This is a genomic window from Salipiger abyssi (assembly GCF_001975705.1).
Classification (GTDB): Bacteria; Pseudomonadota; Alphaproteobacteria; order Rhodobacterales; family Rhodobacteraceae; genus Salipiger; species Salipiger abyssi.
Genome location: NZ_CP015093.1, coordinates 2,529,933 through 2,555,889, shown reverse-complemented (window position 1 = coordinate 2,555,889; position 25,957 = coordinate 2,529,933). Strand labels below are relative to the sequence as shown.

The 25,957-nt window shown below is 65.3% G+C and carries 27 protein-coding genes; 13 read left to right on the top strand and 14 right to left on the bottom strand.

Annotation, left to right across the window (positions count from 1 at the left end):
• Window positions 1-22: 22 nt before the first annotated feature.
• From sdhA to Ga0080574_RS15915, 8 genes are all read right to left on the bottom strand, one after another.
• A complete protein-coding gene (gene sdhA, locus Ga0080574_RS15950; protein WP_076701799.1) occupies window positions 23-1,828 on the bottom strand; it encodes a succinate dehydrogenase flavoprotein subunit in 1,806 nt (601 codons plus the stop codon).
• Between the two features lie 19 nt (window positions 1,829-1,847).
• Window positions 1,848-2,219: a succinate dehydrogenase, hydrophobic membrane anchor protein gene (gene sdhD / locus Ga0080574_RS15945; RefSeq protein ID WP_076701795.1), complete on the bottom strand. Its 372-nt coding sequence runs from the start codon at window positions 2,217-2,219 to the stop codon at window positions 1,848-1,850.
• A gap of 14 nt (window positions 2,220-2,233) precedes the next feature.
• Window positions 2,234-2,629, bottom strand: a complete 396-nt coding sequence (gene sdhC / locus Ga0080574_RS15940) for a succinate dehydrogenase, cytochrome b556 subunit (RefSeq protein ID WP_076701791.1) — start codon at window positions 2,627-2,629, stop codon at window positions 2,234-2,236.
• Window positions 2,630-2,861: 232 nt separating this feature from the next.
• The gene (locus tag Ga0080574_RS15935) at window positions 2,862-3,065 is read right to left on the bottom strand and encodes a hypothetical protein (protein WP_076701786.1); all 204 of its coding nucleotides are present in this window, start codon (window positions 3,063-3,065) and stop codon (window positions 2,862-2,864) included.
• 99 nt (window positions 3,066-3,164) lie between these two features.
• The gene (locus tag Ga0080574_RS15930) at window positions 3,165-4,196 is read right to left on the bottom strand and encodes a MaoC family dehydratase (RefSeq protein ID WP_076701782.1); all 1,032 of its coding nucleotides are present in this window, start codon (window positions 4,194-4,196) and stop codon (window positions 3,165-3,167) included.
• A complete protein-coding gene (locus Ga0080574_RS15925; protein ID WP_076701777.1) occupies window positions 4,196-4,399 on the bottom strand; it encodes a DUF1737 domain-containing protein in 204 nt (67 codons plus the stop codon). The genes Ga0080574_RS15930 and Ga0080574_RS15925 overlap by 1 nt, the downstream gene beginning before the upstream one ends.
• Before the next feature lie 4 nt (window positions 4,400-4,403).
• Window positions 4,404-4,949, bottom strand: coding sequence for an NnrU family protein (locus Ga0080574_RS15920; protein ID WP_076701773.1), 546 nt, complete (start codon window positions 4,947-4,949; stop codon window positions 4,404-4,406).
• A gap of 42 nt (window positions 4,950-4,991) precedes the next feature.
• On the bottom strand, window positions 4,992-5,843 hold the full coding sequence (locus Ga0080574_RS15915) for an HpcH/HpaI aldolase/citrate lyase family protein (RefSeq protein WP_076701769.1): 852 nt from the start codon (window positions 5,841-5,843) through the stop codon (window positions 4,992-4,994).
• Window positions 5,844-6,125: 282 nt separating this feature from the next.
• On the opposite strand from Ga0080574_RS15915, the gene Ga0080574_RS15910 reads away from it, so the two are divergent.
• Together Ga0080574_RS15910 and mdh are read left to right on the top strand one after the other, a co-directional pair.
• On the top strand, window positions 6,126-6,431 hold the full coding sequence (locus Ga0080574_RS15910) for a hypothetical protein (protein ID WP_076701765.1): 306 nt from the start codon (window positions 6,126-6,128) through the stop codon (window positions 6,429-6,431).
• A gap of 276 nt (window positions 6,432-6,707) precedes the next feature.
• Window positions 6,708-7,670, top strand: coding sequence for a malate dehydrogenase (mdh, locus tag Ga0080574_RS15905; protein WP_076701760.1), 963 nt, complete (start codon window positions 6,708-6,710; stop codon window positions 7,668-7,670).
• Window positions 7,671-7,686: 16 nt separating this feature from the next.
• Here the strand turns inward: mdh and Ga0080574_RS15900 are convergent, their stop codons facing one another.
• The gene (locus Ga0080574_RS15900; RefSeq protein ID WP_076701758.1) at window positions 7,687-8,727 is read right to left on the bottom strand and encodes a glycosyltransferase family 2 protein; all 1,041 of its coding nucleotides are present in this window, start codon (window positions 8,725-8,727) and stop codon (window positions 7,687-7,689) included.
• A gap of 274 nt (window positions 8,728-9,001) precedes the next feature.
• Here Ga0080574_RS15900 and sucC point away from each other — a divergent pair, with 274 nt between their 5' ends.
• The 10 genes from sucC (at window position 9,002) to lpdA (ending at window position 20,892) form a co-directional block, all read left to right on the top strand.
• Window positions 9,002-10,195, top strand: coding sequence for an ADP-forming succinate--CoA ligase subunit beta (gene sucC, locus Ga0080574_RS15895; protein WP_076701756.1), 1,194 nt, complete (start codon window positions 9,002-9,004; stop codon window positions 10,193-10,195).
• An 87-nt stretch (window positions 10,196-10,282) separates the two neighbouring features.
• Complete coding sequence (locus Ga0080574_RS15890; protein WP_076701753.1) at window positions 10,283-10,633, top strand: hypothetical protein; 351 nt, start codon at window positions 10,283-10,285, stop codon at window positions 10,631-10,633.
• A gap of 142 nt (window positions 10,634-10,775) precedes the next feature.
• A complete protein-coding gene (gene sucD / locus Ga0080574_RS15885) occupies window positions 10,776-11,663 on the top strand; it encodes a succinate--CoA ligase subunit alpha (protein WP_076701750.1) in 888 nt (295 codons plus the stop codon).
• An 81-nt stretch (window positions 11,664-11,744) separates the two neighbouring features.
• Window positions 11,745-12,416: a sulfotransferase family 2 domain-containing protein gene (locus Ga0080574_RS15880; protein ID WP_076701748.1), complete on the top strand. Its 672-nt coding sequence runs from the start codon at window positions 11,745-11,747 to the stop codon at window positions 12,414-12,416.
• Between the two features lie 202 nt (window positions 12,417-12,618).
• Entirely contained in the window at window positions 12,619-13,251 is a 633-nt protein-coding gene (locus Ga0080574_RS15875; protein WP_380658748.1) for a hypothetical protein, read from the top strand.
• The gene (locus tag Ga0080574_RS15870; RefSeq protein WP_076701741.1) at window positions 13,248-16,220 is read left to right on the top strand and encodes a 2-oxoglutarate dehydrogenase E1 component; all 2,973 of its coding nucleotides are present in this window, start codon (window positions 13,248-13,250) and stop codon (window positions 16,218-16,220) included. The genes Ga0080574_RS15875 and Ga0080574_RS15870 overlap by 4 nt, the downstream gene beginning before the upstream one ends.
• Window positions 16,221-16,224: 4 nt before the next feature.
• Window positions 16,225-17,745 carry a 2-oxoglutarate dehydrogenase complex dihydrolipoyllysine-residue succinyltransferase gene (gene odhB, locus Ga0080574_RS15865; RefSeq protein WP_076701736.1) on the top strand — a complete coding sequence of 507 codons (1,521 nt, stop codon included), beginning with the start codon at window positions 16,225-16,227 and terminating at the stop codon, window positions 17,743-17,745.
• A 192-nt stretch (window positions 17,746-17,937) separates the two neighbouring features.
• Window positions 17,938-19,026, top strand: a complete 1,089-nt coding sequence (locus tag Ga0080574_RS15860; RefSeq protein ID WP_076701731.1) for a glycosyltransferase family 2 protein — start codon at window positions 17,938-17,940, stop codon at window positions 19,024-19,026.
• Complete coding sequence (locus Ga0080574_RS15855) at window positions 19,023-19,412, top strand: MAPEG family protein (RefSeq protein ID WP_076701727.1); 390 nt, start codon at window positions 19,023-19,025, stop codon at window positions 19,410-19,412. Before Ga0080574_RS15860 ends, Ga0080574_RS15855 begins: the two co-directional genes overlap by 4 nt.
• A gap of 91 nt (window positions 19,413-19,503) precedes the next feature.
• Window positions 19,504-20,892, top strand: a complete 1,389-nt coding sequence (gene lpdA / locus Ga0080574_RS15850) for a dihydrolipoyl dehydrogenase (RefSeq protein ID WP_076701722.1) — start codon at window positions 19,504-19,506, stop codon at window positions 20,890-20,892.
• A gap of 171 nt (window positions 20,893-21,063) precedes the next feature.
• Here lpdA and Ga0080574_RS15845 read toward each other — a convergent pair whose 3' ends face one another.
• From Ga0080574_RS15845 to Ga0080574_RS15825, 5 genes are all read right to left on the bottom strand, one after another.
• Window positions 21,064-21,780 carry an intradiol ring-cleavage dioxygenase gene (locus Ga0080574_RS15845; protein ID WP_076701717.1) on the bottom strand — a complete coding sequence of 239 codons (717 nt, stop codon included), beginning with the start codon at window positions 21,778-21,780 and terminating at the stop codon, window positions 21,064-21,066.
• A gap of 84 nt (window positions 21,781-21,864) precedes the next feature.
• Window positions 21,865-22,467, bottom strand: a complete 603-nt coding sequence (locus tag Ga0080574_RS15840) for a pyridoxamine 5'-phosphate oxidase family protein (RefSeq protein ID WP_076701714.1) — start codon at window positions 22,465-22,467, stop codon at window positions 21,865-21,867.
• Complete coding sequence (locus Ga0080574_RS15835) at window positions 22,454-23,188, bottom strand: lysophospholipid acyltransferase family protein (protein WP_076701710.1); 735 nt, start codon at window positions 23,186-23,188, stop codon at window positions 22,454-22,456. Before Ga0080574_RS15835 ends, Ga0080574_RS15840 begins: the two co-directional genes overlap by 14 nt.
• Window positions 23,188-24,093 carry a cell division protein FtsX gene (locus Ga0080574_RS15830; protein ID WP_076701706.1) on the bottom strand — a complete coding sequence of 302 codons (906 nt, stop codon included), beginning with the start codon at window positions 24,091-24,093 and terminating at the stop codon, window positions 23,188-23,190. Before Ga0080574_RS15830 ends, Ga0080574_RS15835 begins: the two co-directional genes overlap by 1 nt.
• Window positions 24,090-24,767, bottom strand: a complete 678-nt coding sequence (locus tag Ga0080574_RS15825) for a cell division ATP-binding protein FtsE (protein WP_076701703.1) — start codon at window positions 24,765-24,767, stop codon at window positions 24,090-24,092. Before Ga0080574_RS15825 ends, Ga0080574_RS15830 begins: the two co-directional genes overlap by 4 nt.
• Window positions 24,768-24,924: 157 nt before the next feature.
• Here Ga0080574_RS15825 and Ga0080574_RS15820 point away from each other — a divergent pair, with 157 nt between their 5' ends.
• Window positions 24,925-25,827, top strand: a complete 903-nt coding sequence (locus tag Ga0080574_RS15820) for a zinc-ribbon domain-containing protein (protein ID WP_076701699.1) — start codon at window positions 24,925-24,927, stop codon at window positions 25,825-25,827.
• Window positions 25,828-25,957 lie beyond the last annotated feature (130 nt).

Genomic DNA, 25,957 nt, shown 5'->3' with positions numbered 1-25,957 from the left:
AGAAGGGCAAGCGCGTAACGCATCAGAAGGTACGGGCCTTCGGCGCGATCTTGGCGAGGCTGATGCCGCCCTCGTCTTCCTGGGTCAGCGGATCGAGCACCACAGGACGCTGGCTGAGCGTGACCTGCTCGCCCTCGACGCGGCTGATCGTGTGAACACGCCAATTGTCGTCGTCGCGCTCGGGATAGTCCTCGTGCGCATGTGCGCCACGGGATTCCTTGCGCGCCTCGGCGCCGACGATGGTGGCGAGCGCGTTGGGCATGAGGTTGGTCAGCTCCAGCGTCTCCATCAGATCCGAGTTCCAGATCAGCGACCGGTCGCTGACCTTGAGATCGCCCAGCTTGCCGGCGATCGCGGTCATTTTCTCGACGCCTTCCTTCAGCGTCTTGTCGGTGCGGAACACCGCCGCGTCTTCCTGCATGGTGCGCTGCATCTCGAGCCGCAGCTCGGCGGTCGGCGTGCCGCCATCGGCATTGCGCAGCCCATCGAAGCGGTCGAAGGCCTTGTCGACGGACGACTGGTTGAGCGCGTGCTTGCCCGCCTCCTTGTCCACGACCTTGCCGGCGCGGATCGCGGCGGCGCGGCCAAAGACCACGAGGTCGATCAGCGAGTTGGAGCCAAGACGGTTGGCACCGTGCACCGAGGCACAGCCCGCTTCGCCCACGGCCATCAGGCCCGGCACGACGGCGTTGGGATCGTCGGCGGTCGGGTTAAGCACCTCGCCCCAGTAGTTGGTGGGAATGCCGCCCATGTTGTAGTGCACCGTCGGCAGAACCGGGATCGGCTCCTTGGTGACATCCACGCCGGCAAAGATCTTGGCCGACTCGGAGATGCCCGGGAGACGCTCCGCCAGCGCTTCGGCGGGCAGGTGCGAGAGGTTCAGGTGGATGTGGTCGCCATGTTCGCCCACGCCACGGCCCTCGCGGATCTCCATGGTCATGGAGCGCGAAACGTAGTCGCGCGGCGCGAGGTCTTTATAGGTCGGCGCGTAACGCTCCATGAAACGCTCGCCCTCGGAGTTCGTCAGATAGCCGCCCTCGCCGCGCGCGCCTTCGGTGATCAGGCAGCCCGAGCCGTAGATGCCGGTCGGGTGGAACTGGACGAATTCCATGTCCTGAAGCGCGAGGCCCGCGCGCGCCACCATGCCGCCGCCGTCGCCGGTGCAGGTATGCGCCGAGGTCGCCGAGAAATAGGCGCGGCCATAGCCGCCGGTGGCCAGAACGACCATCTTGGCGTTGAAGACGTGAAAGGTGCCGTCGTCGAGCTTCCAGCAGACCACGCCCTGACACACGCCGTCATCGGACATGATCAGGTCGATGGCGAAATATTCGACATAGAACTCGGCGTTGTTCTTCAGCGACTGGCCATAGAGCGTGTGCAGGATGGCGTGGCCGGTGCGGTCGGCCGCGGCGCAGGTGCGCTGCACGGGCGGGCCTTCGCCGAATTCGGTGGTGTGGCCGCCAAACGGGCGCTGATAGATCTTGCCCTCTTCGGTGCGCGAGAAGGGCACGCCGTAATGCTCCAGCTCGTAGACGGCGGCGGGTGCCGAACGGGCGAGATATTCCATCGCGTCGGTGTCGCCGAGCCAGTCCGAGCCCTTGACGGTGTCGTACATGTGCCACTGCCAGTTGTCCGGGCCCATGTTCGACAGCGACGCCGCGATGCCGCCCTGTGCGGCGACGGTGTGCGAACGCGTCGGGAAGACCTTGGTCACGCAGGCGGTGCGCAGCCCCTGCTCCGCCATGCCGAGCGTGGCGCGGAGGCCTGCGCCCCCTGCCCCGACCACCACGACGTCATAATCATGCGTCTCGTATTCGTATGCAGCCATTTTTCCGGGTCTTTCTGTCTCAGAGGGCGATCTTGGCGATGCCGAAAATTCCGGCAGCGGTGAGCGCATAGGACAGGCCCACAACCAGCATGATCAGCAGCTTCCGGGTGGAACCGCTGGTGTAATCCTCGAGCATCACGCGGGCGCCCTTGTGGAAATGTTGCATGCCGACGAAGAGCGTGAGCCCCGCGAGGATCGCCGGAAAGGGCCTCTCGAACGTGGCCAGCGCGTTCTCGTAGCCCGAGCCCAGCGCCCGGCCGAAGATGATGAGGAAGGTGGGAACCAGAAAGGCGAGCGCAACGGAGCTCACCATCATGTACCAGTGATGTTCGGCGCCGCTATGGGCCGAGCCCTTGCCAACGGCGCGTTTGCGGTCGGTCAGGTAACGCATGCTTTATGCCTCCCTCAGATCCAGAAGATGATCACGGTCGCGACGGTCAGCGCCACGGAGCCGTAAATGCAGGCCCAGCCGAGTTTTTCGGCGGTCTTGATGTCGAGCCCCTTGCCCGAGTCGAAGACCAGGTGCCGCAGCCCGGCAAGGTAGTGGTACCAGATGGCCCAGAGCGACCCGAACATGATCAGGTTGCCCACCCAGGAGGTGATCCACCATTCGGCGGTTTCAAAGTATTCCGGCCCCGCGGCGAGTGCCAGGAACCACCAGACCATCAGCAGCGTGCCGACGATCAGGGCGTTTCCGGTGATGCGGGTGAGGATGGAGCTCATCGAGGTGAGCTGCGGTCGATAATACGGCCCGATCATGAAGGGGGAGAGCGGGCGCTCGATCCGGGTCTCTTCGGCCATGGCGTGTCCTTTCGGTTCCCTCGTGGCAGGGTTCTAGCGGGTTTCCCGCCCCTCTGTCACCAGAGTGCATGCGCAGCAGGCGCCTTTTTTGATCGCTTTTTGAAAAAATAAGCAGATTATGTGATCACACGCCAAAAACTGTGATCACAATTCGCACGCTAACATTCTGCGCCGCGGAAGATGTTGGAAAGTCTGATTCTGTCCGCGCGAAAGCCCGCACGGACAGATTGAATCACTCGGGAAAGCCGAGCCGTTGCAGCGCCTCGGTCCCCTTGGCACGCAGCGCCGGATCGGGCGAGCGGATCTCGCGATGGATGCGGCAGACAAGGCTGCTGAATTCGCGTTTCCTGACCAGCGCGCTGATCGTGTCGGGGATCTGTCCGGCAGGCAGAGCCAGAACGTCTTCGGATCCGTGCGGAAGGCTGTTTGCAGACATGGCGGTCCCTCACCTCTTCAGGAACGAATCTCTCCCCGAGGTAAAGTGTAGCGAGGCCGCGACACGATTGCGACGAAATCGTTAACGGCCTCGCGTGCCTCACTGCGGCATAAGCGCCCAATAATCGAGATCCAGCAAGACGTTAGGCAGGTATTTCCCGTCCTCGCCCTTGAGCTCGAACGGCGCCCCTCCCTTGGTCGCCACCAGCCGCAGCCGCACCGCGCCCACCCCCGGCGCCGGCGTGTCGGCCTTGTCGAGCACCTCGGTCCAGGCCTTCACCGTGTCGCCGGAGAAACAGGGATTGGCGTGCGCACCGGCATTGAGCCCCACGATCATCTGGGCATTTCCCAGCCCGTTGAAGCTCAGCGCCCGGGCCATCGAGATCACATGGCCGCCATAGATCAGCCGCTGCCCGTCGGGCCGGATCGTGGCGTCGAAATGCACCTTGGACGTGTTCTGCCAGAGCCGCGTCGCCATCATGTGCTCGGCCTCTTCGATGGTCACCCCGTCCACATGGTCGATGGTCTCGCCCACCTGATAATCACCCCAGCGATGCGGCTCGCCCGCGAGGGTGAAATCGTAATTGTCGAAATTCAGCCCCTGTGGCACCGCCAGATCCTCCGGCGTCAGCACTTTCTTGAGATCGGGGATCACCGTCTCGGGCGCCGGCGCATCGGGATCGTTCTTGCGCACCATCACCCAGCGGCAATACTCCATCACGGTCTCGCCGCGCTGGTTGCTGCCGGTGGTGCGCACATAGACCACACCGCTCTTGCCGTTGGAATTCTGCTTGAGCCCGATCACCTCGGAGGACGACCGCAACGTGTCGCCCGCATAGACCGGCGTCAGCCAGCGCCCCTCGGCATAGCCCAGATTGGCCACCGCGTTCAGCGAGATATCGGGCACGGTCTTGCCGAACACCACATGGAAGGCCGCCAGATCGTCGATCGGGCTTTCCGGCAACCCGCAGGCGCGGGCGAACTCGTCGGAGGAATAGAGCGCATGCCGCGCCGGGTAGAGCGCGTGATAGAGCGCCCGCTCGCCCGAAGTGACGGTGCGCGGCACCGCATGGTCGATCACCTGACCGACGCGGTAATCCTCGAAGAAACGGCCCGGATTGGTCTTTGCCATCAATGCTCTCCCAGTTTCGTGTCGGGGGTGTAGGTGCCGTCGACCTCCTTCACCACGGCCTGGCCGCAGCGCATCACGCCATTGGCGGCGTCGAAGGCATAGGTCGGGTCGCCATGCAGCTCCCAGCCCTTGTTCAGGGCGGCGGTCACCTTGTGGCAAAAGGCCGAAGTGTCGTCTTCGGAGAGAAAGCGGTAGAGTTTCATGGTCTTATCCAAAGGTTGGGTAGCCGAGCCAGGTGTGGATCCAGCCGATGACAAGCAGCAGGACCACGCTGGCGGCGGCAAAGATGATGTCCTTGCGGATCGCGCCCTTTGCGGGGGGCGTCCAGCCCGGTTCGGCGCGGTTGATCACGGCCATCTCGACCAGCGTCCAGGCGCCCAGCCCGCCAAAGAGCACAAAGCTCGGCACATCGCCATTGACCAGCAGATGCGCCACGGCCCAGAGCAGAACGCCCGTCAGCATCGGGTGACGCATACGGTAGAACAGCGCGCCTTTCTTCGGGCCGGGCGAGGTGAAATAGAGCGCCGCCAGCATCAGCAGGTTGTTGATCCCCACCGTTGCCGGGTGGCGGCCCCAGAACATCGCGCCATCGGCCATGCGGTAGCCGAAGATCATCAGCAGCACCGCTACCACCAGCAGCAGCGCGATGAGGCCGCGGCCCTTGTCTCCCAGCGCCGCACGCTGCGCCGGGGCCAGGCGCTTGAAGAGATGCGCCGCCCACCAGAGCGCGACACCGAGAACGAGAAGGATCATGGGGCTCTCCTGTGATCGGGATTCGTTCCGGCCACCCTGCGGTTATTCGCCCAGCGCGGCAATGGCTTCCGCTTTGGCAAGGACGCTCTGCGCCGTGGCCACATGCAGGTTCTCGACAATCTTGCCATCGACCACGGCAACGCCCTGCCCGGCCTTCTCCGCCTCTTCAAAGGCCGCGATCTGGCGTTTCGCCAGTTCGACCTCGGCCTCGGTCGGCGCAAAGGCGGCGTTGGCGATCTCGACCTGTGCGGGGTGGATGAGCGTCTTGCCATCGAACCCCATGTCGCGGCCCTGATCGCATTCCGCCTTCAGCCCCGCATCGTCCTTGAAGGCATTATAGACCCCGTCGACGATCACGCAGCCGGTGGCCTTGGCCGCCAGCAGGCACAGCCCCAGCGAGGCCATCATCGGCAGCCGGTCGGCGCGGAAGCGCGAGTTCAGCTCCTTGGCCAGATCGTTGGTGCCCATCACCATGCCCATGAGCTGCGGATGCGCGCCGATGGCGGCGGCGTTCAGCATGCCCTTGGGCGTTTCCATCATCGCCCATAGCGGCTTGTCGGTGAGCCTGGCCAGCGCGTCGAGCTGCTCGGGGCTTTCCACCTTGGGCAGCAGCACCGCGTCGCAATCCATGTCATTGGCGGCCTTGGCGTCGGCCTCGCCCCATTCGGTCTCAAGCCCGTTGATCCGCACGATCTTGCTGCGCTTGCCATAGCCGCCCTGCGCCAGCGCGGCGGCCAGCGTCTCGCGCGCGGCGGGCTTTTCGCCGGGCGAAACCGCGTCCTCGAGATCGAAGATGATGGCATCCACGGGCAGCCCGCGCGCCTTGTCCAAAGCCCGGTCCTTGGAGCCGGGGATATAGAGCACCGAACGGTAGGGGCGCAGCGTGAGGTCCATGAGTATTCTCCCTGTCGAAGAAATAAAGTTGCGCGGTAGAGGCCATTTTTTTGCGAAAAGTGCAAGAGCGGAGTCGCCGCATCGCAGAAAAAAGCGACGAAAGACGGAGGCCGGCAGCACGGCCGAGCCGGAACGCCCGCCCCGTTAACCATTCCTTGGGCTTTTCTGCGCAGCCTGTTGGCGCAGGGCGGAAACCGCAAGGCCCCATTCGGGCCGGCATCAGGCAGAGGGCATCACGCAGCGGGCGAAAGCGCCGCATGCGACAGCCGAAAGGGCAGAGCGATGAAACGGATACTGGCCGCGCTGACGGGCCTTATCGCATTCGGGGCGACCGCTGCCGGCGCCCAGCAGAACGCCTGCGCGCCGCGCGATCAGGTGGTGGCGAAACTGGCGGAAAGCTATGGCGAAACCCGGCGCAGCATCGGGCTCGGCAGCAACAACAATGTGATGGAGGTCTTCGCCTCCGCCGAAACCGGAAGCTGGACGATCACCGTCACCTCGGTCACCGGCCTCACCTGCCTCATTGCCAGCGGCCAGGCCTTCGAGGCGCTGAACGAGGTCTTGCAGGCCCCCGAAAGCGACGCGTGACACCTCGTCAGGGCGGCGCGAGAATCGTCCGCCGCCCCGCCCGGCTGCCCGAAAAATGCCCCAGGATGCGTCCCAAACGCGCGTCTCGTTAAAACGGTATTCAAAAGCATACCGCGAAACGCCACCCTAAGCCGCAGATTTCGCTACCTTTTGCGCAACCATTTCCGGGGCCTCTCCCGCTCCGCCCGGGATTGCCGCCGCGCAGCGCTCTTGCGCGCGCCCGGCCAAACCCTTAGGCAAACCTCGGAATTGACAAATGGAGCGGAGATTAGATCCATGGCAAGACCCAAGATCGCCCTGATCGGCGCGGGACAGATCGGCGGCACGCTCGCCCACCTCGCAGCCCTGAAGGAACTGGGTGACGTCGTCCTCTTCGACATCGCCGAAGGCACCCCCGAGGGCAAATCGCTCGACATCGCGGAATCCGGCCCCTCGGAAGGTTTCGATGCGACGCTCAAGGGCACGCAGGATTACGCCGACATCGCCGGCGCAGATGTCTGCATCGTGACCGCGGGCGTACCGCGCAAGCCCGGCATGAGCCGCGACGACCTGCTCGGCATCAACCTCAAGGTGATGAAATCCGTCGGTGAAGGCATCCGCGACAACGCTCCGGATGCCTTTGTCATTTGCATCACCAACCCGCTCGACGCGATGGTCTGGGCGCTGCAAAAATTCTCGGGCCTGCCCGCGAACAAGGTCTGCGGCATGGCCGGCGTGCTCGACTCGGCGCGCTTCCGTCACTTCCTCGCCACCGAGTTCAACGTGTCGATGAAAGACGTCACAGCCTTCGTTCTGGGCGGCCACGGCGACACCATGGTGCCCTCCGTCCGTTACTCGACCGTCGCCGGCATCCCGCTGCCCGACCTGATCGCGATGGGCTGGACCACCCAGGAGAAGCTCGACGCCATCGTGCAGCGCACCCGTGACGGCGGCGCCGAGATCGTCGGCCTGCTGAAGACCGGCTCGGCCTTCTACGCGCCGGCCACCTCGGCCATCGAAATGGCCGAAGCCTATCTGAAAGACCAGAAGCGCGTTCTGCCCTGCGCCGCCTATTGCGACGGCGACCTCGGCGTCTCCGACATGTATGTGGGCGTGCCCACCGTGATCGGCGCCGGCGGCATCGAGAAGATCGTCAACATCAAGCTCAACAAGGAAGAGCAAGAGATGTTCGACACCTCGGTCAACGCCGTGAAGGGCCTGGTCGAGGCCTGCAAAGGCATCGACAGCTCGCTCGCCTAAGCCTTTCGCCGGGGCGTCAGCGCCCCGGCACTCCCCGGATCAGCCCGGCGAGATCGCCCGGCCCGGAATACCGCTTCGAGCCCGCAAAGACCGGCGAGCGCTCCAGCGCCCCTCCCTCCAGAAGCCGCTTGTAATGCTCGCTGTCATCGGCGTGCTGGCCGCGCTGCGCGATATATTCCACCCCCTTGCGGCCGCGCGTCAGCGGGTAATGCAGGAAGGCGGCTATCGCCTCGGAACAGCGCAGCGCTGTGTCCGCCTTGTGCGGCCCGCCGGCGAAACGCATCCCCGTCTTCCACTTCAGCAGCCCCAGCTTGGTGCAGTTGAGCGAGCCGCTGAACAGCTTGCGCGACACCCGGCGATCCAGCCAGGAGGCGCGCGCGTTGATCGGACGATCCAGCCCGAAGCGGTGGCGCACCACCCATTGCGCCACAGGCCCCGCCCCCTTGGGCTTGGGGTAAAAGATCCGGTGCCGCGCGCCACCGTTGAAGATTTTCGGCGGCGACGGGTTTAGCGCCAGCACCTTCGGGGTCACCGGACGCATGATATAGCCCTGCGGAAAATCGTCCTGGGTGTCGAAGAACGGAAAGCTTTCAGCCAGCGACAGGCCGCGCGGGTCGGGATAGACGTGATCGGCGAGCGGGCGGTCGTCATACATGTCGATCATGATGGTCAGCACGACCTCGGCACCCTCCGCCTCGATCTGCGGGATCAGGGTATCAAGCGCGACCGGCGGCACGAAATGCTCGTCGAGATCGGGCACCAGACTCCAGCGCCCGGCACAGAGCGCATCCATGATCTCGCCGCGCCATTCCGCCTTGTCGGTCTTGAAATGCGAATGCGGCAGCGGGCGGAACACGGTGACATCGGGCTGGTCGGCGAGAAACTCGGCGGTGCCGTCGCTCGACCGGTCGTCGACGATGAGAAAGCTCGGGCGGCAGATGCGCCGGTAATGGTCGAGAAAGTCCGGCAGGATATTGGCCTCGTTATGGGCCAGCACCACCACCGGCAGCGCTTCGGGATCGTGGCGATCCGGCCCGACTCTCTCCAGATTTCGCATTTTTGCCCCTCCGCGCGCTGTTTCCCCTCGTTACCGCCGGCCCCGCCGGGCGACAATCGCAAAGGCAAATCGGCATAAAAACGCTGATTCTCCCATCACATCGCTAACATCGGGCAAACAGAATTTTTGTTTGTGATCACAGCCCCAAAAAGCGTGATCACAAATCGCAGAAATTCCTCGCAATTCGAGGGACCTGACGATATTTCGTTTAACGCAGGCCGCTATGCATGGGTATACCGGCAACGAAATCGCAGCAAGACGGGAAGATTCTTTCATGAACATCCATGAATATCAGGCGAAGGCGCTTCTGCGCGACTATGGCTGCCCGGTCTCGGACGGCCGTGTCGTTCTGACCGCCAACGACGCCAAGACCGCGGCGGGCGAGCTCGACGGCCCGCTCTGGGTGGTGAAGGCTCAGATCCATGCGGGTGGCCGCGGCAAGGGCTCGTTCAAGGAGCATGACGCCGGCGAGAAGGGCGGCGTGCGCCTGACCAAATCGGTCGAAGAGGCCGCCGAGGAAACCAACCGCATGCTCGGCCACACGCTGGTGACCCACCAGACCGGCCCCGCCGGCAAGCAGGTCAACCGCATCTATATCGAGGACGGCTCGGACATCGAATCCGAATTCTACCTCGCGCTGCTGGTCGACCGCGTCACCTCGCGCATCTCGATCGTCTGCTCGACCGAGGGCGGCATGGACATCGAAGAGGTCGCCGACTCCACTCCGGAAAAGATCCTGTCCTTCTCCATCGATCCCGCTGTCGGCTATCAGGGCTTCCACGGTCGCCGCGTCGCATTCGCGCTGGGGCTGGAAGGCAAGACCGTCCGCCAGTGTCAGAACCTGCTCGGCAATCTCTACCGGATGTTCGTCGAGAAAGACATGGAGATGCTGGAGATCAACCCGCTGATCCTGACCACCGACGGCAACCTGAAATGCCTCGACTGCAAGGCCGGGTTCGACAGCAACGCGCTCTACCGTCACCCCGATATCGTCGGCCTGCGCGACGAGACCGAGGAAGACCCCAAGGAACTCGCCGCCTCCCAGCACGACCTGAACTACATCGCGCTCGACGGTGAGATCGGCTGCATGGTGAACGGCGCGGGTCTGGCCATGGCGACCATGGACATCATCAAGCTCTACGGTGCGGAACCGGCCAACTTCCTCGACGTGGGCGGCGGCGCGACCAAGGAGAAGGTGACCGAGGCGTTCAAGATCATCACCTCGGACGACAACGTCAAAGGCATCCTGGTGAACATCTTCGGCGGCATCATGCGCTGCGACGTCATCGCCGAGGGCGTGATCGCCGCGGTGAAAGAGGTCGGCCTCCAGGTTCCGCTGGTCGTGCGTCTCGAAGGCACCAACGTGGATCTCGGCAAGAAGATCATCAACGAGTCCGGTCTGGACGTGATCGCCGCCGACGACCTCGCCGACGGTGCGCAGAAGATCGTGAAAGCCGTTAAGGGCTGAGGCGAATGCGGCTGATCCAGCATATCGACGCTTGCGCGGAACCTCGCGCGTGCCTGGTGGGTTCTTCCGGAAACGGAGGATACCGCCATGTCGAAGCTGCCCGGCCGCACGAACCTGCCCGAAATCGCCCGGACCACCTTGCCCGCGACGCGGAGGGCGCGCTTCGCTCCCTTCGTCTATGCGGGCGGCCTGCTGGCCATCGGGACGGCGCTTCTGGTCTCCAAGCCGCGCATCGGCAAGGTGCCGGAGCCCCGGCAGATGGGCAATGCGCCCCGTCGCAGCCGCTTGCGCCGCGCGGCGCAGCACGGCAGGGATGGCGCGCAGGCCTTTGCTCCGTCGAATGTGACGGACTCGGTCGGGCGGTCGCTTATTCTGGGCGGCGTGGCGCTTCTGGCCGCGCGCGCGCTGGACGAGCTGTCCGGGCGGGACGGCAAGTAACCTCACGACTCTTCGCAAGATTTGCACGGCAGCGCGCCCGCACGGGCGGTGCGCTGTCTTTTCATGTCACCGGCAAGCGTTTCGCCGCGCCGGTACGAAACGTGCGCCGCAACACTGCGGCCCAATAAGGAGAACGCCAAAAATGGCAGTCCTCGTAGACGCAAATACCAAAGTCATCTGTCAGGGCTTCACCGGCTCGCAGGGCACCTTCCATTCCGAACAGGCCATCGCCTACGGCACCAAGATGGTCGGCGGCGTGACCCCCGGCAAAGGCGGCACCGAGCATCTCGGCCTGCCGGTCTTCAACTCGGTCCACGAGGCCGTGCATGTGACCGAAGCCAACGCCTCGGTGATCTACGTCCCGCCGCCCTTCGCCGCGGATTCGATCCTCGAAGCCATCGACGCCGAGATCCCGCTCATCGTCTGCATCACCGAGGGTATCCCGGTGCTCGACATGATGAAGGTGAAGCGCGCGCTGATCGACAGCCCCTGCCGCCTGATCGGCCCGAACTGCCCCGGTGTCATCACGCCCGACGCCTGCAAGATCGGCATCATGCCCGGCCACATCCACAAGCGCGGCAAGGTGGGCGTCGTGTCCCGCTCGGGCACGCTGACCTATGAGGCCGTGAAGCAGACCACCGATCTGGGCCTCGGCCAGTCCTCGGCCGTCGGCATCGGCGGTGACCCGATCAAGGGCACCGAGCATATCGACGTGCTCGACATGTTCCTCGACGATGACGAGACCGAATCCATCATCATGATCGGTGAAATCGGCGGTTCCGCTGAAGAGGAAGCAGCCGAGTTCCTCGCCGAGCAGAAGAAAAAGGGCCGCTGGAAGCCGACCGCCGGGTTCATCGCAGGCCGCACCGCCCCTCCGGGCCGCCGCATGGGCCATGCCGGCGCCATCGTCGCCGGTGGTAAGGGCGACGCGGAGTCGAAAATCGAAGCGATGAAATCCGCCGGTATCGTCGTTGCCGACAGCCCCGCCACGCTCGGCGAGGCCGTCATGGCGGCGATCTCCAAAGGATAAATCCTCTGGCTGCTCCGCCGGCAGGGCGGGGCAGCCCCCCAATTCCGGGGTCTTGCGAGCCTCCAAAAGAACTGGTGATCCATGCCGCTTTTTCGGATCGACAACCGCCTTCACTACTATGCGCACGTCCCCAAGGCGGGAGGCTCATCTGTGGACCATTATCTTGTCGCACGCTTCGGGCAGTTGGGCTTTTTCAACGGCACCTTCGGAGCGCTCCCCGAGGCCAAGCGCTGGACCCGGACCTCGCCCCAGCACATTCGCTGGCGCGATCTTTATCAGCTGGTGCCCCGCGACTGGATCGAGACGTCCTTTGCCGTTGTGCGCGACCCGCTGGCACGCCTGAAAAGCGCCTATCACTTCCAGCGTGAAGCGCTAAAGACGATCCCCGCCGACCGCAGTTTCGAGGATTGGTTCCGCCTGCGCCTGCCGGGTCTGAAGGCCGGAAACTACTTCGACGACAACCATCTCGTTCCGCAGTCCAAAATCGTCCCGCCAGATGCAAAGGTCTTTCGTCTCGAGGACGGGCTGGACCGGATCGTGGGATATCTCGACGCGCTCGAGGGCGCCGAGACCGGTCCTCGGACCATTACCCCGCAGAATGTCCGCGCCAAGGCCGGAGGCGACAAGCCTGCGCCCGCCGCGTTCCTTGCGCCCGATCTGGTCGCCCAGATACAAGACGTCTATGCCGAGGATTACGAACGCTTCGGCTATGCCGGCGTCCCCGCCGAAACCGATCATGCAAAGTCCGTTTAGATCCAGCCCAGCGAGTCGAACCGATGCAAGATCAACGCCCCACAGAGTTTCTCCAGGCCGCCGGCGCCGCACACAGGGTTTGTGCCGATCGCATGGCCGCAACCGTATCGGGAAGGGTGTAGCGCGACCCATGGTCCTGGTGTGCCACGATAAGCGGTTCGTCTTCCTGAAAACGCGGAAGACCGCGGGAACATCCGTCGAAATGTTCCTGCAATCGCTCTGTGCGGCCAATGACGGCCCGCCGGTCGAGAAGACGCATGCCCTTGTGACGCCGCACTATATCGTGGGGCGGCGCCGCATTCCCGAAGCGGAGCGCAACGCGCTCGACCTCGTGTGGTACAACCACATGCCCGCCAGCGACGTCCGCACGCAGATCGGCGAAGACGCCTGGCGCTCCTACCGCAAGATCGCGACGGTCCGGAATCCGTTCGATCTCGCGGTGTCGCAATTCTATTTCCGCAACGAGACGCGCGGCACCTCCCTGCCCGACGATCCCGACGCCCATGTCGCCGCCTTCCGCAAGGCCGTGCGCACACAAAAGTGGCGGTCGAGCGATGTCGTCGTGTTTGACAGGGGGCAGTTCGTGCCCCAGCTGCTGGTGCGTCAAGAAGCGATGGAAGACGATCTAAAGACCGTGTGCGATACGCTCGACCTGCCCTTCGAGCGCGACCGGCTGCCGGTCACGAAACGCACAGGCAATATGCGCTGCGGCCTCGCCGTGGCCGATTATTACGATAACAAAACCGCGAACAGCATTAAAAAGATCTACGGATGGCTGTTCGATTACGCTGGTTACGCAGACACTCCGGCCGGAGAAGATCAGAGGACGCCATGACGGACCAAAGCCCGAACGACCAGTTTCATGCCTCAAGCTTCATGCAGGGGGCGAACGCGGAATATCTCGAACAGATGTACGCCCGCTACGCCAACGACCCGAACGCGGTCGATGCGGCCTGGGCCGAGTTCTTCAACGCCCTGGGCGATGACGAGACCAGCGTGAAGAAGGAGGCGCAGGGCGCCTCGTGGGAGCGCGCCGACTGGCCGCCGAGCCCGAATGACGACCTGACCGCCGCGATCACCGGCGAGTGGCCGCTGCCCGTCGCGCCCGCCGAGGCGAAAGGCGCCGGCAAGAAGATCGCAGACAAGGCCGCCGAAAAGGGCGTGAGCCTCACCGACGACCAGGTGAAACGCGCCGTGCTCGACTCGATCCGCGCGCTGATGATCATCCGCGCCCACCGGATCCGCGGCCACCTCGCCGCCGATCTCGACCCGCTGGGCCTGCATGGCCGCGACGCGCATCCCGAGCTCGACCCCAAGGCCTACGGCTTCACCGAGGCCGACATGGACCGGCCGATCTTCATCGACAACGTGCTGGGGCTCCAGATCGCCTCGATGCGCGAGATCATGGGCGTGCTCAAGCGCACCTATTGCGGCACCTTCGCGCTGCAATACATGCACATCTCTGACCCCGAGCAATCGGCCTGGCTCAAGGAGCGGATCGAAGGCTACGGCAAGGAGGTGAAGTTCACCCGCGAGGGCCGCAAGGCGATCCTCAACAAGATGGTGGAGGCCGAGGGCTTCGAGAAATTCCTCCATGTGAAATACATGGGCACCAAGCGCTTCGGTCTTGATGGCGGTGAATCGCTGATCCCGGCGATGGAGCAGATCATCAAGCGCGGCGGCAATCTCGGCCTGAAAGAGGTCGTGGTCGGCATGCCCCACCGTGGCCGCCTCTCGGTGCTGGCCAACGTGATGAACAAGCCCTACCGCGCGATCTTCAACGAGTTCCAGGGCGGCAGCTTCAAGCCTGACGACGTGGACGGCTCGGGCGACGTGAAATATCACCTCGGCGCCTCCTCGGACCGCGAGTTCGACGGCAACACCGTCCACCTGTCGCTCACCGCGAACCCCTCGCACCTTGAGGCGGTGAACCCGGTTGTGCTCGGCAAGGTCCGCGCGAAGCAGGACCAGCTCGGCGACACCGAGCGCCGCGCGGTGCTGTCGATCCTGCTGCACGGCGATGCGGCCTTTGCCGGCCAGGGCGTCGTGGCCGAGTGCTTTGCGCTTTCGGGCCTGCGCGGCCATCGCACCGGCGGCACGATCCATATCGTGGTGAACAACCAGATCGGCTTTACCACCGCGCCGCATTTCTCGCGCTCCTCCCCCTACCCCACCGACAACGCGCTGGTGGTCGAGGCGCCGATCTTCCACGTCAATGGCGACGACCCGGAGGCCGTGGTGCATGCCGCCAAGGTGGCCACCGAGTTCCGCCAGAAATTCGGCAAGGACGTGGTCATCGACATGTTCTGCTACCGCCGCTTCGGTCACAACGAGGGCGACGAGCCCATGTTCACCAACCCGGTGATGTACAAGCAGATCAAGAGCCACAAGACCACGCTGACGCTCTATACCGAGCGGCTGGTCAAGGACGGTCTGATCCCCGAGGGCGAAATCGAGGACATGAAGGCCGCCTTCCAAGCGCATCTCAACGAAGAGTTCGAAGCCGGCAAGACCTACAAGCCGAACAAGGCCGATTGGCTGGACGGGCGCTGGTCGCATCTCGACAAGCAGAAAGAGGGCAATTACCAGCGCGGCGAAACCGCGATCAAACCCGAGACGCTGGCAGAGATCGGCACCGGCCTCACCACCGTTCCCGAGGGCTTCCCGCTGCACAAGACCGTGGGCCGCTTCCTCGATCACCGCAAGAAGATGTTCGAGAGCGGTCACGGCTTCGACTGGGCGACCGCCGAGAGCATCGCCTTCGGCTCGCTGCTGACCGAGGGGTATCCGGTGCGTCTGGCCGGCCAGGACAGCACGCGCGGCACCTTCTCGCAGCGCCATTCCGGCCTGATCAACCAGGAAAACGAAGACCGCTACTACCCGCTGAACAATATCCGCGAGGGTCAGGCCCGCTATGAGGTGATCGACTCGGCGCTTTCGGAATACGCGGTCTGCGGCTTTGAATACGGCTATTCGCTGGCCGAGCCCAACGCGCTGGTACTCTGGGAAGCGCAGTTCGGCGATTTCGCCAACGGCGCGCAGATCATGTTCGACCAGTTCGTCTCCTCGGGCGAAAGCAAGTGGCTGCGCATGTCGGGCCTCGTCTGCCTGCTGCCGCACGGTTTCGAAGGCCAGGGGCCGGAGCACTCCTCCGCCCGTCTGGAGCGCTTCCTGCAAATGTGCGGTCAGGACAACTGGATCGTCGCCAACTGCTCGACCCCGGCGAACTACTTCCACATCCTGCGCCGGCAGCTGCACCGCTCCTACCGCAAGCCGCTGATCATGATGACGCCGAAATCGCTGCTGCGTCACAAGCTGGCGGTCTCGGATGCGGAGGCCTTCACCACCGGGTCGAGCTTCCACCGGGTGCTGTGGGACGACGCCGAGAAGGGGCATTCGGAGACCAATCTGAAGCCGGATGCCGAGATCAAGCGCGTGGTGATGTGTTCCGGCAAGGTCTATTACGACCTGCTGGAAGAGCGCGACGCGCGCGGGCTCGACGACGTCTATCTGCTGCGGATCGAGCAGTTCTACCCCTTCCCGGCGCTGTCGCTGGTCAAGGAGCTGGAACGCTTCAAGGGCGCCGAGATGATCTGGTGCCAGGAAGAGCCCAAGAACCAGGGTGCCTGGACCTTCATCGAGCCCAATATCGAATGGGTGCTGGGGCGTATCGACGCCACCCACAAGCGGCCGGTCTATGTCGGTCGCGCCACCTCGGCCTCGCCCGCGACGGGTCTGGCCAGCCAGCACAAGGCACAACAAGAGGCGCTTGTGAACGAAGCGCTGACCATCGAAGGGAATTAAGACAATGACGACCGAAGTGCGCGTCCCCACGCTCGGGGAATCCGTGACCGAGGCAACCGTTGCCACCTGGTTCAAGAAGCCGGGCGACAGTGTCGACGTGGACGAGATGCTGTGCGAACTGGAAACCGACAAGGTGACCGTCGAGGTTCCCTCTCCCGTCGAAGGTGTCCTGGAAGACATCGTCGCACAGGAAGGCGACACGGTGGGCGTCGACGCCCTGCTGGCCAATATCGCTCCGGCGGGCGAAGCCGGCTCGACCACCGTCGAGGAACGCCCCTCCGCCACCAAACCCGAGGCCAAGCCGTCGTCTGACGACGCGACCCCGGTCGACGTGATGGTGCCGACCTTGGGTGAATCGGTGACCGAGGCCACCGTCTCGACCTGGTTCAAGAAGGTCGGCGACGCGGTGCAGCAGGACGAGATGCTCTGCGAGCTGGAAACCGACAAGGTGTCGGTCGAAGTGCCCGCCCCCGCCTCCGGTGTGCTGACCGAGATCCTCGCCGAGGAAGGCGCCACGGTCGAGGCCGGCGGCAAGCTGGCGGTGATGTCGGGCGGCGCCGGCGCCGCGGCCTCCGCGCCTGCGGAAAGCAAGGCTCCTGCCGAAGCCCCCGCCTCCTCCGGCGGCAAGGATGTCGAGGATGCGCCGTCGGCCAAGAAGGCCATGGCCGAAGCCGGTCTCGACCCCAAGCAGGTCACCGGCACCGGCAAGGACGGCCGCATCATGAAAGAGGATGTCTCCGCCGCCATCTCCGCCGCGAAATCGGCCCCCGCCCCGGCGGCGGCTCCGGCCCAGGCGCAGCGCGCGCCGAGCCCGGCCGAGGATGCTGCCCGCGAAGAGCGCGTCAAGATGACCCGGCTGCGCCAGACCATCGCGCGCCGCCTCAAGGACGCGCAGAACACCGCCGCCATGCTCACCACCTATAACGAGGTGGACATGACCGAGGTGATGGCGCTGCGGAACCAGTACAAGGATCTCTTCGAGAAGAAGCACGGCGTGCGTCTGGGCTTCATGTCCTTCTTCACCAAGGCCTGCTGCCACGCGCTGAAGGAAGTGCCCGAGGTCAACGCCGAGATCGACGGCACCGACGTGGTCTACAAGAACTTCGTGCATATGGGCATCGCCGCCGGCACCCCGCAGGGTCTGGTCGTTCCGGTGCTGCGCGATGTCGACGCCAAGAGCTTTGCCGAGATTGAGGCGGAGATCGCCGAGAAGGGCAAGCGCGCCCGCGACGGCAAGCTCTCCATGGCCGAGATGCAGGGCGGCACCTTCACGATCTCGAACGGCGGCGTCTACGGCTCGCTGATGTCCTCGCCGATCCTGAACCCGCCGCAATCGGGCATCCTCGGCATGCACAAGATCCAGGACCGCCCGATGGTCATCAATGGCGAGATCAAGATCCGCCCGATGATGTATCTGGCGCTCTCCTACGATCACCGCATCGTCGACGGCAAGGGCGCCGTGACCTTCCTCGTGCGCGTCAAGGAAGCGCTGGAGGATCCGCGCCGGCTGCTGATGGATCTGTAAAGATCGCCTAACGTGCAGCCGCTCCGGAGCGGACGCGGCTGCACGGTCAAACTTCCTCGGTACGATACCGATAGCCAGACAGTCCGTTCACAGGTCGATGTTCATGCAAGCCCCGTTTGTTTTGCCCCTTGCCCATCGGCGTCGTCCTTCCGGGGACGTGCGGTCTATGCGCGGTCGACCGGGCGGGTCGTGATGGCACACCGGATCGCACTCGCCACCTGCATGCGCAACGAGGGGATCTTCCTGCTCGAATGGCTGGCCTATCATGTCGCGCTGGGTTTCGAGCAGATCGTGATCGTGACCAATGACTGCACCGACGAATCCGACATTTTGCTCGATTTGCTTGCCGAGCATGGCCTCGTCAGGCATATCCGGCAATCGGTTCCGCCAGGCGGGTCGCCGCAGAACAGGGGCATGGACATCGTGCTGCGTCTGGCCCGCGACGAGGGCCTCAGCCATATCCTGCACATCGACTCGGACGAGTTTCTCTACGTTCCGCACGGGCTCTCCGCCCTGCTCGCCCGAACCCGCGACGCCGACGTCGTACCGATCCCCTGGCGGCTCTTCGGCGACAATGGCTTGTCCGAATGGCATCCCGGCGATCTCGTCATCGAGTGCAATGTGCGCGCCGAAACCGCACCGGAACCGGGCAAGGCGAAATCCAAATGCCTCTTCAAGGTGGCAAGTTTCGGTCGCGCGACGGATCACAATCCGCGCGATCCGCTGGTCTCCGATCCCTTGGTGCTATCACCCGATGGCGAAGAGCTCCGCAACGGCACACTGTATCAGCCGAAATCGGCACGTTTCAGACCGCACGACGTCGCCACGCGCGCGAAGACGGCCCAGATTTTCCACTATGGGGTACGCTCCGAGGATACGTTCATGATGAAGAACCACCGCGGCGACGGTCAGGGCAAGCAGGGAGATACCAAGTATCACATCGGCAGCCACTGGCATCGGATGGCAAACATCAATGAAACGGCAGCGCCCGAGATGGCCGCCTATCTGCCCGCACTCAAGAAGCGGCTGGCGAAATGGCGCGCCGTTCCGGAAATCGCGCGGGCGGAGCATGCCTGTCAGGATCGTTTCCGGCAAGATCGCGCGCAGTTTCTCACCGCCGAGAACATCGCCGCACGGACCCGCGGAAAAGCTCCGCCTCCTCTGGACCACGGCACCTCTCGCTCGCGACAGGCGGCACGCAGCCCGGCCGCGCTCCGGGGTCACCCCCATGACCCGAGCGAGAGGTCCCGGGTCAAGCCCGGGAGGGGTGGCGCCAGATGACCCCCGAACTCACCGCCCTCGCCCTCGCCGCGCTGTTGCAGATCGGCCAGATGGCGCTCTTCTCCGTGCTGGCGCAGAAACAGGTGGGCCGCGACTATGCCGCCTCGCCGCGCGACGCGCCGCGCACGCTCACAGGCCATGCGGGCCGCGCCCAGCGGGCGATGAACAACCATTTCGAGGGGCTGCTGCTCTTCGCCATCGCCACGCTGCTTGTCACCTATACCGACAAGACCAGCGCGATCACCGTGCTCTGCGCGCTGATCTACCTGATCGCCCGGGTGCTCTATGTGCCCGCCTATCTCTTCGCCTGGACGCCCTGGCGCTCGCTCATCTGGGCCATTGGCCCGCTCGCAACAACAATTCTGCTGATCGCCGCGCTTTTCTAGCGTTTCCATTGGCACCAAATATCCCGGGGTGAATGCGGCGCAGCCGCAGAGGGGCTGGCCCCTCCCCGAACAAAAGAGGAAAGGACATCCCATGGCACAATACGACGTCATCGTGATCGGCGCGGGCCCGGGCGGCTATGTCGCCGCCATCCGCTGCGCGCAGCTGGGTCTCAAGACCGCCTGCGTCGAGGGCCGTGACACCCTCGGCGGCACCTGCCTCAACGTGGGCTGCATCCCGTCGAAGGCGCTGCTGCATGCCTCCCACCAGCTGCACGAGGCCGAACACAACTTCGCCAGCATGGGGCTGAAGGGCAAGGCGCCGTCGGTCGACTGGAAACAGATGCTCTCCTACAAGGACGACGTGATCGGCCAGAACACCAAGGGCATCGAGTTCCTCTTCAAGAAGAACAAGATCGACTGGATCAAGGGCTGGGCCAGCATCCCCGAAGCCGGCAAGGTGGTGGTCGGCGACGACACCTACGAAACCAAGAACATCATCGTCGCCAGCGGCTCCGAGCCCAGCTCGCTGCCCGGCGTCGAGATCGACGAGAAGGTCGTGGTCAGCTCCACCGGAGCGCTGGAGCTGCCGAAAGTGCCGAAGAAGATGGTCGTCATCGGTGCCGGCGTGATCGGGCTGGAACTGGGCTCGGTCTACAAACGCCTCGGCTCCGAGGTCTCGGTAATCGAGTTCCTCGACGTGATCACCCCCAGCATGGACACCGAGGTGCAGCGCAGCTTCCAGAAGATGCTGACCAAGCAGGGGCTGGAATTCACCCTCGGCGCGGCGGTGCAGAAGGTCGAGGCCTCCAAGACCAAGGCCAAGGTCACCTACAAGCTGCGCAAGGACGACAGCGAGCATGAGGTCGAGGCCGATGTGGTGCTGGTCGCCACCGGCCGCCGCCCCTTCACCGACGGTCTGGGGCTCGACACGCTCGGCGTCGCGGTAAGCGAGCGCGGCCAGATCAAGACCGACGGCCACTGGCAGACCAATGTGAAGGGCATCTACGCCATCGGCGACGCCATCGACGGGCCGATGCTGGCGCATAAGGCCGAGGACGAGGGCATGGCCTGCGCCGAGGTGATTGCCGGCAAGCACGGCCATGTGAATTACGGCGTCATCCCCAGCGTGATCTACACCTGGCCCGAGGTTGCTTCGGTCGGCGCCACCGAGCAGGAGCTGAAGAACGATGGCAAGGCCTACAAGGTGGGCAAGTTCCCGTTCATGGGCAATGCCCGCGCCAAGGCGATGTTCGCCAGCGAAGGCTTCGTCAAGATCCTCGCCGACAAGGAAACCGACCGCATCCTCGGCGCGCATATCATCGGCCCGGGCGCCGGCGATCTGATCCACGAGGTCTGCGTGGCGATGGAATTCGGCGCCTCCGCCGAGGATCTCGCGCTGACCTGCCACGCCCACCCGACCTATTCCGAAGCGGTGCGCGAGGCGGCGCTGGCCTGCGGCGACGGCCCGATCCACGTCTGAGCCCCAAGACCCCGAGACAAGGCAAAGGCCCCCGCGCAACCGCGGGGGCCTTTCGCGTCAAAAGCCTTCGAAGGCTTTTGCAATTTCCTTCGAAGGAAATTGCCGCCCTGCAACCGCAACCGCGCGTCACCCGTAGGGTCGGTTTCCAACCCGCCTTCGCGCAAAGGCCGCTCACATCTTCGCGTCGATCCCCACCACCAGCGCGGCGTCATACCCGCCGGGCTCTTCGCGCACCGCTGCATAGGCCCCCTCGCCGGCACGTCGCGCGATCCAATCGTCGCTGTTCCTCGTGTCGCTCTCGCCCCGCGCATTATAGGGCGGGCGCGTGCGGAACAGCACCTGGCTCAGCGCGTCGGGAAAGAAGATCTGGCTGGTCAGCACCGAGCGATCGTCGAGATAAACCTTGTAGTGGATATGGGTCGAGCGCCCGCGATACCAGCCGGGATAGATGGTCGCGAAGTGCACCACCCCGTCACCCCCGGTCATCTGCGTGCCGCGCAGAAAGGTCTCGCCCCGCGTGTCGGCGCGCCGGTCGCTGCCCTGCCGCGCATAGCCCGAGTAGTTCCCTTCCGCGTCACAATGCCAGACATCCACCCGCGCGCCCGGCACCGGCTCGCAGGACGCCGTCACCACCTGCATGCGCAGCCGCATCGGCACGCCGTCGCGATCCTCTGCAATATCGCTGCGCACCAGCCCCTCACCCAGGTAATAGGGCCCCTCGGTCACCTCGGGCATGACCATGCAGACATTGGGTGTGATCAGCCCGGCGGATTGTGCCTCGGCACGCGCGGCGCTGGAAAACACCCCGATGCCGAAGGCGGCGATGGGGGACGCGGCGAAGCCCGCAAGCAGGGCACGGCGGGTTGTCTCGAGACGATCTGCGGACATGGGTCACTCCGGAACTGTGGTTGTCCCGAGTGTAACGCGACGACGGCAAAGGCCCGTCCCAAACCCTTTTCACGTTTTCGCGGGTTACCAGAGCGTCGTCTTCGCCCGCTCGGGATAGCTGCGGTCCCAGGCGCCGGCCTCGATCTCGCCGCTGGTCATCTCGGCAAGGATCTCGCCCATGCTCGGCGTCTCGGCGCTGTCGTCGCGCCCCCAGATCCCCGAGCGCAGCAGCGCCTTGGGGCATTGTGCGTAGAGCTCGGCGATCTCGATCACCGCGACCGTGGCCGGCAGCTTGCCCTTGTGCTCGAACCGGGCGCGCAGCGCCGCATCGTCGGTGAGCCAGGCGGTGCCGTTCACCCGCACGACAAGCGTGTCGCCCGGCACCATGAACATCAGCGAAATGCGCCCGTCCCGCACGATATTGCGCAGCGAATCGAGCCGGTTGTTGCCGCGCCAGTCGGGCAGCGCCAGCGTGCCGGGATCGAGCTCCAGCACCACCGGACCGTCATCGCCGCGCGGCGTGCCGTCCGTGCCCTCCGGCCCCACGGTCGAGACCACGCAGAAGCGCGAGGCGGCGATCCAGCGCCGGTAGGCCGGGGTCATGCGCTGTGCGACCTTGCGCAGCGAGGCGCCGCCGGGCGTGCCATAGAGCGTTTCCAGCTCCGCGATAACCTCAATCCGCCGCATGGCCTGTCGCCTCCTCGTAAAGCGCGTCGCTCGCCGTCTCCACCTCGCGTTCAAGCCGTTTCAGGAATTCGGTCTTGGACAGACCCGGCTCGATGACCGGCAGAAACTCCATCACCGCGATGCCGGGCTTGCGGTAGATGCCCTTGCGCGGCCAGAACACGCCGACATTGGTGGCCGCCGGCACGCAGGGCTGGCCCGTCTGCTCGTAGAGCAGCGCCGCGCCAACCTTGTAGGGCTTGTGGACGCCCGGTGCGACGCGGGTGCCCTGCGGATAGATGATGAGCTGCCCGGGCTCCGCCGCGCCACGCTCGACGTCACGCAGCATCTTGGAGATGGCGGCGCCGCGCTTGCCGCGATCCACCGGCACGCAGCCGATCCGCAGCGCATACTGACCGAAGACCGGCATCCAGAGCAGCTCGCGCTTCATGATGAATTTCGCCGCCGGAACGGCGCTGAAGATCAGGATGATGTCGAAAAAGCTCTGATGTTTGGAGGCGATGATCACCTGATCTGTCGGCGGCGTGCCGCGGATCTCGGATTTCAGCCCGACCATCCAGCCTGCGGTCCAGCGCGACCAGCGGCACCAGAAGACGCAAGCAATCCGCGCGCCCCGGCGCGACACCAGCGCCCAGGGGAAGAACAGGATGCCAATGATCGCCATCGCGGCGTACATCTGCCCGACAAAGATCAGCGACCGCAGCCACCGGATCGCATAGCCCATCAGCTCAACCCTCCCAATACGCGGCGCGCGGCCACCGCCGTGGCGATAAAGGCCACCGCCGCCGCCAGCGGCGGCACCAGCAGCGGAATCAGCCAGTGCCAGCCGCGAAAGCCCAGCCCGGTGAGGAAACCGGCGGTCTCGCCCCCGGCGGGCATCAGTAGCACCGCGACGATGCCCAGCGCCGTACCCGCCGCAGCCCCGGTAAGCGCGCGCAGGGTAAAGCGGCGCACAAAGGCGCGGGCGATGTAGATATCGGTGGCGCCCACCAGCCGCAGCACCGCGATGACCTGCGCATTCGCCGCCAGCGCCGCATTGGCCGCCAGCGTCACCATCGCGCCCACCGTGGCGGCGATCAGCAGCGCCGAAACCCAGCCCAGCATGTTCAGCCGCGCCGCCGCCGCCACCAGCGGCTTGCGCCAGCGCGCGTGATCGTCGAGCACGGCGCCCGGCACCTCGGCCTGCAAGCGCAGCCGCAGCCCCGCCGGATCGTAGCCCGCATCGGTCTCGATCACCTCGATGAGCTGCGGCACCGGCAGCGAGGCCACCGGCAGATCCGGGCCGAACCAGGGCTCGAGCAGCGCCTGCTGCTCGGCCTCGCTCAGCGCACGGGCAGAGGCGACACCGGTGGTCTGTTCCAGAAGCCGCAGCGCGGCGGCGGTCTGCGCCGCCATCTGCCCCTCGGGGGCCGAGATCCGCACGGTGGAGGCGCGGGCCAGCTCGTCGCCCCAGTTGGCCGCGAGCCGCCCGGCGGCCAGCGACAGCGCCAGTGCGAAGACCGCGAGAAAGGCCATCGCCGCCGCCACAAAGAGCGTCAGCCGCGCGGTAAAGCCGGTGGGCGGCACCACCCGGTCGGCGGCCTTGTCGCGCCGTGCAAGCGCGCGGAAGGTGGCGGGCGAGAGCTTCAAAGATCCGCCCCCGCAGTCTGGAGCCGGCGGTTGGAGATCCGCAGCACCCGCGCCTGCACCTGCGCCTTGGCGGCGCGGATCAGTTGCAGGTCATGGGTGGCGATAAGGATGGTCTTGCCCATGCGGTTCAGCTCCACCAGCAGCGTCAGCAGCCGCTGCGACATCTCCCAGTCGACATTGCCGGTGGGCTCGTCGGCCAGCACCACCTCGGGCGACATGATCACCGCGCGGGCCAGCGCCGCGCGCTGGCGTTCGCCCCCCGAGAGTTCCGGCGGCAGCGCCATGGCGCGCCCGGTCAGCCCGACCCAGGCGAGAAGCTCGCGCAGGTTCTCGTCCTGCCCCGGCACCGCCTGCCCCGAGACGGCCAGCGGCAGCGCCACGTTCTCGGCAACCGGCAGGTGATCGAGAAACTGGCAATCCTGATGCACCACCCCGACGCGGCGGCGCGACAGCGCAATCGCGTCGCGGTCCATATGGGTCACATCGCTGCCGAAGAGCCGCACCTGCCCCGAGGTCGGGCGCAGCGCGCCGTAGCAGAGCTTGAGCAGTGTCGTCTTGCCCGCGCCGGACGGGCCTGTGAGGAAATGGAACGACCCCGCCCCCAGTTGCAGCGACAGATCGGACAGAAGCTCCCCGCCGCCATAGCTATAGGCCACATTTTCGAGCTCGATCACGCGCGCGCACCCCAGGGAAATCAGCCCCTGTTGTGCATGAGCCGCGCCGCATATGCAATCCGCCGCTCTGCCCGAAAATGGGCTTTCCCCGCCAATCGCGGTAACCTATTGTCCTGCAAGAAGGACCGCCCGAACACATGCAGGAAGATGGGGCCAGATGCGGCTGATTTGCCCGAATTGTGGCGCTCAATACGAAGTGCCCGCCAACGTCATCCCCGAGGGCGGGCGTGATGTGCAGTGCTCGAATTGCGGCCATACATGGTTTCAGGCCCATCCCGACGACGACGCCGATCTGGCCGATGAGCTGGGCCGTGCCCTGCCCGACGAGCACTGGGCGCCAGAGCCTGAACCGGAGCCAGACCTGCCTCCCGACGCCGAGGCCGCGCCCCAGCCTGCCCCCGAAACGGAACCTGAGCCCGAGCCCGAAGAGGCGCCAGAGCCCCAGCCCGCCGCGCGCCCGCGCGGGCTCGACCCGTCCGTGGCCGAGGTGCTGCGCGAGGAGGCGCAGCGCGAGGCAGCCCGCCGCGCCGCAGAGGCCGGCTCGCTGGAAAGCCAGCCCGAGCTCGGCCTCTCCGAACCCGCCGAAGACGAGGCGTCCCGCCGCTCCCGCGAGGCGCGTGAGCGCATGTCTCGGATGCGCGGCGAAGAGGAAGAGACCGAAGAAACGCCCCCCGAAGCGCCGGAAGCCGCCGCCGCGGCGGCCGCTGCCGGTTCTCGCCGCGAACTGCTGCCCGATATCGAAGAGATCAACCAGACCCTGCGCGCCTCCTCCGAGCGGCGCAGCATGGAAACCCCGCAGGGCCGCGCCGCCATCGAGGAAGAAGACGACGCAAAGCGTGGCGGTTTCGCCAGCGGCTTCCGGCTGGTTCTGGCGCTCGCCATCATCGCGGTGGCGCTCTATCTCGCCACCCCCAAGCTCTCCGAGATGATGCCCGGCATCGCGCCGGCGCTCGACGCCTATGCCGCGCAGGTCGACGGGCTGCGGCTCTGGCTCGACGGGCAGGTGACGGCACTGATGCAGATGTTCGACGGGACGGGCTCCGACGCGGGCGGCGAATAACCCGCCACCCGCACGGACGTTTCAGACTCCCCGCGCTGTCCCGGCGCCGGTTTTCCCCGCAGCCCTGCGCAAAAGCCGCGCAGGCATATAGCTGGGGAGTTGCGCCCGGCATCCATACGTGTGCTAACAT